Consider the following 11062-nt stretch of genomic DNA (forward strand, 5'->3'; position numbering starts at 1 on the left):
TCCTTTGTAAAAAAGATTGTCCTCCGCTTGCCGGACACGACTCCAGTATACCGGAATTGTCGCCGGGCAGCAACGAAGACAACCCATTTTTTAGGCGTTATTAAGGTTATTTCCTGACATTAACTCCTCCCGCAGCCGCCGGTGAGAAGGGAGCTGATCGCAGATTTCATAACGGACCGGGGCTTCATGGGAACCAAGCCTTTCCAAGCCCCACCGTTGCAGTTGACTAACGGATACGCGGTACCCTTGCCTTAACGTGACGTACGCCTGAACGATCTCTTCCCCGGACTCGTCTGACATTCCGACGACGGCGGCGTCTGCGATCCCCGGGTGTTTGCGCAGCTCGCGCTCGACGGCCCGTGGATAAATCGGCCCTTCTTCCTTCCGGATTCGGTTGATTTTGCGTTCGACGACAGTGATAAAACCGTCCTCGTCCATGAAGGCCATATCTCCCGTTCGGAGCCAGCCGTCTATTCTCGTGCCTTCGGCGGCTTCCTTCCCGTTCCAATAGCTCGCCGCAATTTGCGGGCCTTTCAAGGCCAATTCGCCGACTTCCCCATGTGCGAGCGGTTCGAGATTCGACTCGCCTACGATTCTGACCTCGGTATCCGGAAGCGGAAGCCCGGTCGTTCCCGGCATTCGGAACCGGTTCGGCGGCTGCGCCAGCACGGCCGAGGCCGCTTCCGCAAGCCCGTACTCCGCCCGTTCCCGAGCGGCGTAATCCCTTCGTCCGAATGCCAGGTCGGCGAAATACCGGAGCAGCGCCTCCTCATCCTCATAACGCCAGGCCTCGTATTGAACGGCGCCGGCAATCAAGTTGGCGTGCGTCAGCCTCGCGGCTTTGGGAACGCCCGTCGTCCCCCGCGTGTAGCGGATCATCGCCGCATCGTTCGCCGCGTCCGCCTCCACGCAAACCGCCGTATCCGCGAACGAACCGAGCAGACGGCTCCATCGCTCGATGCCGTCCTGGCGGGGAAGGAAGATTCCCTGTCTGCCGGGGCGGATATGCCGCAGCGAGCGAAGACGGCCGAGAAGAGCGCTTCGGCCGTCCGCGGCCGAAGTCGCGATCACCGTTCGCAGCGCCGTACCGTCCCGAAGGGAGGCGATTCCGGGCAGGCGGTCGTCCGATACGACCAGTGCTACGGCGCCGGTATCGACGAGCCGCCGCTTAGCTTCCTCTTCCTCTTCCTCTTCCTCTTCCGTATCAATGGGAACAACCACGGCTCCCGCCATCAGAGCGCCGAGGAACGCTACTAGCGATTGGACGCATGCGGGAAGCCATACGGCGACCCGGTCGCCCTTCGCGAAGCCGAGCCCATGCAAGGCGTTCCCGAATCTGCGGCTGGAACGCAGCAGGCTGGCGCAGGTCCAGGATGCGCCGATAGCAGGGACGCTCGCGGCCGGATGCTGTTCCGCCCAAGCGATTAGCAGCCGGGCGGCGTTCCCGCCGGGGTATTCGCATTGGTGCGGTACCTGCCAAGGATAACGGAGCAGCCACGGCTTTTCCGGCCGAACGTCGGGGGCAATATCCACTTTGATCCCGTCCTTTTCCCTCTTGTTTTAACCAATTTATTCGGTTACCTGTCCAAACTATGACTGCGGCGCGCGGCAGCCGATAACAAAAGAGAACCCCCGTCCGGCGTCTGCGCCAGGCGGGGGTTGAGGAAAGACTACCTTCTATAGTTGCTCTTGCTTAAGCACGTATTCCGTTTGATCGAACAGCCACTTGCCGTCTTGCTTCACAAGTTCGTTCCCTTGAATCAAGCGAATCTTCACGTCTTGCTCCTTCACTTCGGCGATTTTGGACTGCACGACGACGGCACGGTCGTCGCCGAAGCTGACGATGGCCGACTTCTCGATCGTGTAGGTAATGTCAACCTGCGAGAAAACATTCTTCAGCGATTCCAAAGTCTCATCCAATCCCTCGAAGGGGACGACCGTCGCCTTGAACGCATCCGTATCCTCGGCGTTGTAAGCGTCGTTCTGCGCTTTAAGCAGCGCATCGATGGCTGCTTTGTCTTCGTCGGGAACGGCAACGGCCTGATTCAGCAGAGCGTCCGGGTTGTCGTATTCGACGCCCAGCGTTTCGATGTTGTAAATCAGCCATTGGCCCGAGGCGTCCGGATGCAGCGTATATTGATTTTCCGAAGTGTTGTTGAAATAATAGTCCCCGCTGACCCGCTCCGTCCGCTCCTTCGTCACAACGACGGCTTCGTCCTTGGAGAAGGAGACGATTTTCTTGTCCAAAACGGTGGTGGACGTTTTTACCCGCTCCATCCGTGCCGGAAGCGTCTGTTCTAACGCCTCGCGAATCGGAGCGTCTTCCGCGACCAACTGGATGATCCCCTTCGAATCCGAAGCGGCTTCAGCCAGCTTAAGCTTATCGAAGAGGCCGAGAACGGCCGCTTTCTCCTGGGCGGTCGGTCCCTTGTCCACGATTTGAACGGTGGACGCCGCCGCATCCCAGCTGACGTCCTTGCCGGACAGCGTCGCGATGAAGCGTACGCCTACGACCGTGCGTCCGGACAACGATTGCAGCTGCCCGTTGATGGGAACGGTCTTGCCGTCCACGAACGCGACGTCGCCGCCTACGGTCATTTTGATCTCGTGTTCGTCCGATTTGGCCTGGATCGTCTTCGTCTTGGCATCGTAGTTGATCGTGTACCCCAGCTGCGTAAACAAGGACCGAAACTCCACGAAGGTGCTTCCTTTAATGCTTGCCGGAGCGACCTGAAAGGTCAGCGCTTTCCCGTTCAACAGAACTTTAATCTCTTGCGGCTTGCTCGCCGCCGAAGCCGTTCCGGCCAGTCCGAACAGCAGCAGCCCGGTCAATCCGAGCATCGACCAACGTTTCACTTATGCATTCCCCTTCTCCCATGAATTGTAAAACTATTCTTCTAATGTAGGACAAGTTCTTCCAGGGATCAACGGGGAAATCGCATTTTAACCAAAATTTTAAATGCGCCGGACGCGCTTTTAGCCGAGAAGGTCCGCCAAATCCTGCAGGCTCGGCTTGCGGAATTCGACCGTGACCTTCCCGCCTTCGAGCCGAACGTCCCGGACTTTCAGCAGCTTCGGCAATTCGTCTCCCAGCGGTATGACCACATCGTCGACGGTCCCTTCGGGCAATCGAATGTCCTTCAGCTTCGCCTCGACCACCTCGGCGATCAAATTCGGACTTTCCCATCTGACCCGGTACGCAATCTGCAAGCCGAGGGGCACGCGGTTTCTCCATTTGGCGTTCACGTCCGCGACGAGGAGACGGTCTTCCAGCCGGAACCGGGCTCCCGTAATGAGCAATCCGGGCCGGTATTCGGGCTCGGCCGCGAGCTGCTTCTTGCCCAGATTGTCGACATCCTCCTCCGACAGAACGAGCTCGGGCTTCAGGCGGCGGACCATATCCAGCGCGCGCTGCTCCAGCGGCACTTCTTCGTATTGAAGATCGAGCGGCTGCGACGGCGACACGTACCAATAAGCGCCCGCCGCGGCTCCCCCCGCCAGAACGATTAGAATCAGTAAAGCGACGAGCCATTTTCTCACGAACATCCGCTCCTTCCCGATTTTTGACGAAACGATGATTGACTTCGGGCTTACGTAAGAGTATAACATTAGATAAAATTCAATGAAGGGAACACGTTCCCCGCTCCCTCGAACCCCAGAGAATCGGCGATTGCTGCGAGCCGACGTTCGAGCCCGGCGGAATATCCTCCCCGAGAAGCCGCGCCGAACGTCTTCGTAAGCGCGGACGGCCGCCCCCGTTACGGGCCTCGCGTCTCCTGGCGGGACGCGGCTGGAGTGCCTTCGGACGAAGCGGATGCATACGCTGGCGTTCAAGGAACGAGGGTGGTACCACGGATGACAATCCGTCCCTTTCGGGACGGTTTTTTTGCGTTTAGGATGGAAGTTTTCCGTTGCGGCCGAGTAAGCCGTTTATCGTTTTTGACTTTCCGAACGAAAGGGTGTTTCCGATGTCGAATACGTCTTCCGAAACCGATGTCCGTCTCGAGGATATTTTGCACGCCCACCGCGTTCTGCAGCCGGTCGTCGTTCCGACGCCGCTTCAGCCGAACCGTGGATTGTCCGTTAAATACGGCTGCAACGTCTTTTTGAAACGGGAGGACTTGCAGGTCGTGCGTTCGTTCAAGATCAGGGGCGCGTACAATCTGATCTCTTCGCTGCCGGAAGAAGTGCGCAAGAACGGCGTCATCTGCGCCAGCGCCGGCAACCACGCCCAGGGTGTCGCCTATTCGTGCCATGCGCTCGGCATTCGCGGCATCGTCTACATGCCGACCACGACGCCCCGGCAGAAGATCAACCAGGTGAAGCTGTTCGGCGGAGACTACGTGGAGGTTCGCCTGCTCGGCGACACGTTCGACGACGCCTACGCCGAAGCCGTGCGCGCCAGCGAGCGGGAAGGACTGCCGTTCGTCCACCCGTTCGACGATCCGCGCATCGTCGCGGGCAACGGCACCGTCGGCAAGGAGATCGTCGAAGCGAGCTCGCAGCCGATCGACGTCGTGCTCGTGACCGTCGGCGGTGGCGGTCTGGCCGCCGGCGTCGCCGCTTATGTGAAGAAAGCGAGCCCCTCGACCGTCGTCATCGGCGTCGAACCGGAGGGAGCCGCTTCGATGCTTCGGTCCAGGGAAGCCAAGTCCGTCGTTGCGTTGGACGAGATCGACAAGTTCGTCGACGGCGCGGCGGTCAAGCGGGTCGGGGACTTGACGTTCGCGATGTGCGAGGAGCTGCTGGACGAGATCGTCACCGTGCCGGAGGGCCGGGTGTGCACGACGATTCTCGAGCTGTACAACGAGCATGCGATCGTCGCCGAGCCCGCGGGAGCATTGTCCGTAGCGGCTTTGTCCGCGCTCTCCGACCGGCTGAAGGGCAAAAATGTCGTCTGCATCCTCAGCGGAGGCAACAACGACATCGACCGGATGCAGGAGATCAAGGAACGGTCCATGATTTACGAAGGGCTCAAACACTATTTCATGATCAATTTCCCCCAGCGCGCCGGCGCCTTGCGGGAATTTCTGGACGACGTGCTCGGCCCGACCGACGATATCGTGCAGTTCGAATATACCAAAAAGCACAACAAAGAGAACGGACCCGCGCTTGTCGGCATCGAGCTGAAGAGCCGCGAGGATTACGAGCCGCTCATCGCGCGAATGAACCGCAAGGGCTTCGTGTTCATGGAGCTGAACAAGGATCCGTTATTGTTCAACCTGCTGATCTGAAGCGCAGGCTCCCGTCCCCCTCGAGGGGGACTTTTTTTGTTCGGCGGCTTACAGCTCGCACATCCGCACGGCGCGACGCTGTAACACGCTAACGTCGGCTTACAGCACACAAATCCGCACGTCACGGTGCACTAATCCGACGCTATCACCATCGTGCTTCCGCTAACCGGCCTCGATTCGGCCCTCCAGCCGAACGAGGCTTTTTCTTGCCTTCACCGATGCCCTGGCCCCGCGCCCGCCGCTCCGTTCGAAACATTTAACGCAGCACGGGTTCTTTTTCATGTGCCGTTAATCGGGAATTTACAAGCGCCCGGTACATTAAGATAGAACAGAGGACCGGCCCCGAGCGGGATTTCCATGCGCCGGTTGGGGGAACAATTGTGCATGGACGACTTGTAAAGGAGAGAATACGGATGCGGGAGATCGCGAACCGAATCGCCGGACTGAAAATTCTCATCGTTTACGCCAGCTTCGGGGAAGGGCACCGGCAAGTCGCGATCGCGCTCAAGCAAAGTTTCTCTGGGCTTGGCGCGGCGAATGTCGTCCTTCTCGATCTGTTGGCGGAATCCCACCCTTTTCTGAACGAGTTCAGCCGCTTTTTTTATCTGAAAAGCTATTCCTTATGGCCCCAGGTGTACGGCTGGATGTACGACGCCACCCGGAGCCTCAAGCCGAATTCCCTGTTCTTCCACTGGCTGCATTCCTTCGGAGCGGCCACGCTGCGCCGTCTGATCGACAAAGAGCGTCCCGACGCAATCATTCATACTTTTCCGATGATGGTTCTGCCTCTGATCGCCAAGCGGGTCCGCCGTCCGATCCCGATGTACAACGTCGTGACGGACTTCGATTTGCACATGCGGTGGGTCCACCCGATGGTGGAAAAATATTACGTCGCCACCGACGACCTGCGCGACGCCCTGGTCCAGAAAGGCGTTCCGTCCGCCCGCGTCGCAGTGACCGGCATTCCGCTCCGGCCCCCCTCCTCCGGCGCCCGAGCCGGAGCTTGCGTCGCCGAGCGCTACGGCCTCAATCCTTCGCGGCCGACGGTGCTCGTCATGGCGGGCGCATACGGCGTGCTGGCCGGCATCCGCGATCTTTGCCGCCAGCTGACGAGCGCCGGACAGGCGCAAATCGCGCTTGTCTGCGGCCGCAACCGTACGCTGGAGGCCAATATGCGACAGGAATTCGGATCGGCGAACGGCAACGTTCAAGTCTACGGCTATGTCGAGCAGATCGACGAATTGATGAGCCTCTCCTCCTGCATCGTCACCAAGCCGGGCGGTCTGACCTTGTCGGAAGCGCTGCATGCCGGGCTCCCCATCTTCCTCTATCGGCCGATGCCAGGCCAGGAACGGAACAACGCCCGCTATCTCGCCGCCAAAGGAGCCGCCGTCATCTGCCGCACGCCCCGCGAGCTGGCTTCCTCCGTGACCGGGCTGCTCGGCGATCCCGCGCGGCGAAACGCCATGCGACGCGCCATCGGCGCGCTCCGCAAAGAGAGAGCCGCAGACCGCATCGCCTTGGACATCGCACAAAATTTACCTATAATCAGATTTAACGAAAACAGTGTAAACGGAACGTAACCCGGCCTCTCGCGTAGAACATAAACGACAGGAAAAAGGAGACCTCCGGTGAAATCGACGCAGACGAAGTCTCTGTTCGCTCCCAATGTGGCGCTGCTGGCCGCCATTCTGTATCTCGTCGAGTTCGCCCGGGGCGCGGCGCTGATCAGCTTCATTCCGATCTACGGCAAGGACGCGCTCGGCCTGGAACTGGACGTGATCGGCATCGCCATCGCGGCGCATTCCTTCACCGATACCGTCGTCAAATTGGCCATCGGCTACCTGATGCAGCACCTGTCCGTCCGGACGCTGGTCAGCGGGGCTCTTCTCGTCTCGCTTACCGGCATGCTGCTGATCGGCTTCGCTTCCGTTCCCTGGATGTTTGTCTTCGCTTCGGCGCTTTTCGGCATCGGCATATCGCCGATCTGGATCGTCTGCCTTACGAAGGTTAGGGCGAACCGGCGTGCGACGCAGATGGGCGTTCTGTACACGATTTGGCTCGTCGGCCTGGGCAGCGGTCCGGCCGTGACGAACTTTACGCTGGAGTTCAGCGAGACGCTGACCTTCTGGGTGATGGCGGCCGTATCGGAAGCCGCCTGGCTCCTGTCGTTGTTCATTCCCAAAGCTTCGCACGCCGAAGTGGACTATGTGCCCTTTCGGCGTCAGCTTGTCCTTCTGGGAGAGCGGTTGCGGGAGATGAACCTGCTGCTGCCCGGCATGGTGCTGCAGACGCTGGCGGCCGGCATGCTCATTCCGATCCTCCCGAGCTTCGCGGAAGACAGCCTGGGCTTGTCCCCCTCGCAATATTCGCTGCTGCTGCTCATCGGAGGCGGCTGCACCGCCGTCGGCCTGATTCCGATGGGACGGCTGTCCGACAGCTTGGGGAAGAAATGGTTTCTCGTCACCGGCTTCTGTCTTTTCGGCACCGCCCTGTGCGCGCTGACGGCCATAACGGCGGTCGGACTGCCCTTCGCCTGGGCGTTCTTGCTGGGCGTCGCGTACGCGGCGGTGCTTCCCGCTTGGAACGCCTTGCTGGCGGCTTACGTGCCGCCCGGCCAACAAGGTCTCGGCTGGGGCGTCTTCTCGACGGTGGAAGGCGTCGGCGGATTGCTCGGTCCCGGGATCGGCGGCGTGCTGGCCGCTTCGTTCGGGGAGCCCTTCGTCGTGAGGCTCGCCGGGATCGTTTTTATCGTCATCAGCCTGTTTTATTTGTTGTTTCCATTTCGAATGTTTCGCGGGGAGGGCACCGCTGGAGACGCTGCGAGGTAGATCATGATTTCGAATTGGGCCATGCTTGGCGCCGAGCGGTGGCAAGAGATCACCGCCTTTTTTCAAGACCTGACACTCGACGATATCCAGAATTTTCTCAATCGCTATTCGGATTTGGGCCCGCTTCCGGGCATTTTGCTCCCTTTGCTGGAAGCGTTGCTGCCCTTTCTGCCGCTGGTCGTGTTCGTGGTGGCCAACGCTTCCGCCTACGGCATGTGGCTCGGCTTCTTCCTGTCGTGGATCGGAGCCTGCGCAGGCGCTTTGATTGTGTTCATGCTGGCCCGGCGATTGGGCGGAAAATTCGGCGAACGGATCCGCAAGCGAATGCCCCAGATGGAGCGTTTTTTCTCCTGGATCGAACGCAAGGGGTTTACGCCTATTTTCGTATTGTCTTGCTTCCCGTTCTCCCCTTCCGCCCTGGTCAATATCGCATCCGGCTTGTCCAAAATTCCGCTGCACACGTTTCTGATCGCGATCGCCATGGGCAAAGCCGTCATGACCTTTACGCTGTCGTTCCTCGGGCACGATCTTCGCGCGCTCATCGAGCATCCTTGGCGAATGGCCGTCGCCGGACTGATTTTAATCATCCTGTGGCTGGCGGGCAAAAAGCTGGAATCGCGCTATTTGTAGCGCGGGCTCCGGCTTTTTGGGCTTAGAGCGGTGCAAAATCGGGAGCGGAGGGAGGACAAGCATGGACTGGGTAAATACGATCGGGTACGCCGTCGCCATCGGAGCCGCGCTGCTGCTCATCGGGGGAATGTTCCTGCTGATTCCCCTAACGAGAGCCCGAACCGGGCGGCGGAAGCCTCGGCTCCCGGAAGGGAGCTTCACTTGTCCCGGACTCCGTTCGAGGACGAATGCCCCGCTTGCGCGGAACCGGTCACGCATCGGAACGAATTCTGTCCTTCATGCGACCTTCGTCTGTTGGACGGCTGAGCCGCTTCCCGGGCGTTCCGATGGCTGGGATTGCCGGGCATAACCCCAAGGCGCGGTGGCACCCTATTGGTGATTTTCACCGCGCACAGGGAAGGGGGAGTGGCCATGTCCGGCGAATTTCCGTCCGCCAAGCAGAGAGCCGCCAGCCAGGCGCAGTCGCAAGCGGACCGCACAGGCAAAAGCAAGGATCGGGCTAGCCGCCTGCAATCCGAAGCCGACCGCGCCGCCGTGCCGAAGCACGGCTTGTAAAGCCAGCATTCATCGATTCGGCACACAAATACGAGGTGACCCTATGAGCGAAGATAAGTCCATGCTTCCGATCTCGGGCGAGCATGTCGAAGCGGACGGCGTTTACAAAAACGAATGGGGCCGCGAGCTGGAGCTGCAGCGTGGAGACGTGTTCCCGCCGGATCCGCAGCTGGGGACGACGGAATGGGAATGGGCGGAGATGAGCTTCGACAACCATCACGAGGGCGAGACCGATCCCCGGCTCTATCCGAAGAAGGACGACGTCGACAAGCTGGGCAAAATTACGCATCCCCGCCGGCAAATGGACCGGGGCAAGAAATGAGACGCCCGCCTTGCAGGGACCGCTCGGGACGAACAGCCGCCCGAAGCGGTCCTTCTCGCATCATGCTGTGACAACATCCTAGGCCTCTGCGTCTTTGGCCGCTTTTCGCGGCTTCCCGGAGGCGGCTTCCGGCTCTTCGTCGCCCTTCTCGCGCTGCTGCCAATGATCGATCAGGCGGTCCAGCCGGCGCAACCGGTCTTCGTATGCGAACATCGCCGAAGTGATGACCAGCAGCCGGGCGCGCGTCACCGCATCGGCGTCTCCCGAGGCGGTAATTTGCTCCGTCAGCTTCACGCCGTCTTCCAGCGGAGGGGCGGCCGAGACAGCTCCGGGCTTCATTTTCCCTTCCCACTTCCACAACAGCTGCTCGTGATAGCCGCACAGCGCCTCGATATGGCGGTCGGCCGCCTTGTTCCAGGAGGCTTCGCTCGACACGGCCCAATACTGCTCCTCCACCGCCTCGATCAGACTCTCTCCGCGCCGGAGCGTCAGCAGCATCTCCTTGTAAACGACGAGCAGCTTCGATCTTCTGACACGCGAACGGCGCAGCCACACCCGCTCTTCCGCGAACATGCGGTAGCTGTCGTCCAGCTTCTTGAGCAGCTCCTCCAGCCGGCTCTGCTCCTGGCGGAAGACGTTCTCCTTCAGCTCGTTCGAGACGGACGTGCGAAGCAGACGCGACAACAGCCCCTGCGCTTCCTGCACCAGCTTAAGGAACCGCCCGTGATGCCGCGGCGGCGCGACCGCCACGTTGACGATGAAGGCGGAGGTAATCCCGAGCAGCAGGCCGCCGAGGCGGTCGAGCGCCACCGGCCACCCTTGGCTGCGCGCCTCCATGACGACGACGACCGCCACGAGCGTCAGGCCGATCGTTTCTTCGATTTTCATCTTTAGGCAGAGCAAAATAACCAGGATGCACACGATGCCGACGGAGATGGGCGTGCTTCCGAGCAACCAGAAGGAGATGAGGGCGATGGCAACGCCCAGTACGTTGCTCTGGAGCTGGTCGAGCACCTGCATCCAGCTGCGGTAGATCGACGGCTGAATGGTGAAAATGGCCGTGATCGCCGCCAGCAGCGGCGAATCCAGGCCGAGCCATTCGCCCGCCCAGAGGGCGACAGCCACCGCCAGGCCGGTTTTGAATACGCGGGCGCCGATCGTCATGCGTCCGCCCTCCTCTCCGTCAGCGTCGGAATGCGGCCCTTTCGTTCCGGGCAGCTCCGGTCTTCCCCGAACTCGGGCGCGCCAATGGGTCCGGCGAATGCATCCGGACGAATCGAGTTCTCTATCGTGTTGAGCGGCATAGCCACGGTGTTTCCTCCATCCGGTCATACGTTAAACCTAACAACAAATAATAGCTTATTATAGGGCTTGCTGAACAAGATCAATTTAAGCTGCTCCCAACGCATGAGCCTAGACCGTGATTTTCTTTGCGGTTTTCATGCAAAAAATCGGACGGAACGCAATGAATCTGAAAAAAGAGAAAAAAA

At 60.2% G+C, this 11062-nt stretch carries 11 protein-coding genes and 1 other annotated feature; of the genes, 6 read left to right on the plus strand and 5 right to left on the minus strand.

The window, feature by feature from the left end; translation table 11 throughout:
• Positions 1-90: 90 nt before the first annotated feature.
• The 3 genes from G485_RS28685 to G485_RS28080 all read right to left on the minus strand — a co-directional run bounded on the left by G485_RS28685 (position 91) and on the right by G485_RS28080 (position 3540).
• The gene (locus tag G485_RS28685) at positions 91-1533 is read right to left on the minus strand and encodes an AMP-binding protein (RefSeq protein WP_027094646.1); all 1443 of its coding nucleotides are present in this window, start codon (positions 1531-1533) and stop codon (positions 91-93) included.
• A gap of 144 nt (positions 1534-1677) precedes the next feature.
• Positions 1678-2856, minus strand: coding sequence for a copper amine oxidase N-terminal domain-containing protein (locus tag G485_RS0124050; protein ID WP_027094647.1), 1179 nt, complete (start codon positions 2854-2856; stop codon positions 1678-1680).
• A gap of 120 nt (positions 2857-2976) precedes the next feature.
• Positions 2977-3540, minus strand: a complete 564-nt coding sequence (locus tag G485_RS28080) for a hypothetical protein (protein WP_156922569.1) — start codon at positions 3538-3540, stop codon at positions 2977-2979.
• 73 nt (positions 3541-3613) lie between these two features.
• Positions 3614-3874 (plus strand) — a binding site (T-box leader).
• Between the two features lie 94 nt (positions 3875-3968).
• On the opposite strand from G485_RS28080, the gene ilvA reads away from it, so the two are divergent.
• From ilvA to G485_RS0124090, 6 genes are all read left to right on the plus strand, one after another.
• Complete coding sequence (gene ilvA / locus G485_RS0124060; RefSeq protein ID WP_027094648.1) at positions 3969-5234, plus strand: threonine ammonia-lyase IlvA; 1266 nt, start codon at positions 3969-3971, stop codon at positions 5232-5234.
• 413 nt (positions 5235-5647) lie between these two features.
• Positions 5648-6817, plus strand: coding sequence for an MGDG synthase family glycosyltransferase (locus G485_RS28085; protein WP_051318551.1), 1170 nt, complete (start codon positions 5648-5650; stop codon positions 6815-6817).
• 48 nt (positions 6818-6865) lie between these two features.
• Positions 6866-8065, plus strand: a complete 1200-nt coding sequence (locus G485_RS28090) for an MFS transporter (RefSeq protein ID WP_051318552.1) — start codon at positions 6866-6868, stop codon at positions 8063-8065.
• A 3-nt stretch (positions 8066-8068) separates the two neighbouring features.
• On the plus strand, positions 8069-8695 hold the full coding sequence (locus G485_RS0124075) for a TVP38/TMEM64 family protein (RefSeq protein ID WP_240489264.1): 627 nt from the start codon (positions 8069-8071) through the stop codon (positions 8693-8695).
• 411 nt (positions 8696-9106) lie between these two features.
• Entirely contained in the window at positions 9107-9250 is a 144-nt protein-coding gene (locus G485_RS30570) for a hypothetical protein (RefSeq protein WP_169732365.1), read from the plus strand.
• 43 nt (positions 9251-9293) lie between these two features.
• Positions 9294-9572 carry a hypothetical protein gene (locus G485_RS0124090; protein WP_027094651.1) on the plus strand — a complete coding sequence of 93 codons (279 nt, stop codon included), beginning with the start codon at positions 9294-9296 and terminating at the stop codon, positions 9570-9572.
• A 78-nt stretch (positions 9573-9650) separates the two neighbouring features.
• Here G485_RS0124090 and G485_RS28095 read toward each other — a convergent pair whose 3' ends face one another.
• Both G485_RS28095 and G485_RS30290 read right to left on the minus strand, forming a co-directional pair.
• Positions 9651-10736: an aromatic acid exporter family protein gene (locus G485_RS28095; protein ID WP_084423482.1), complete on the minus strand. Its 1086-nt coding sequence runs from the start codon at positions 10734-10736 to the stop codon at positions 9651-9653.
• Positions 10733-10882: a hypothetical protein gene (locus G485_RS30290; protein WP_156922570.1), complete on the minus strand. Its 150-nt coding sequence runs from the start codon at positions 10880-10882 to the stop codon at positions 10733-10735. The genes G485_RS28095 and G485_RS30290 overlap by 4 nt, the downstream gene beginning before the upstream one ends.
• Between the last annotated feature and the right edge of the window lie 180 nt (positions 10883-11062).

This window comes from Cohnella thermotolerans DSM 17683, from assembly GCF_000429825.1.
In the GTDB taxonomy this organism is placed as follows: Bacteria; Bacillota; Bacilli; order Paenibacillales; family Paenibacillaceae; genus Cohnella; species Cohnella thermotolerans.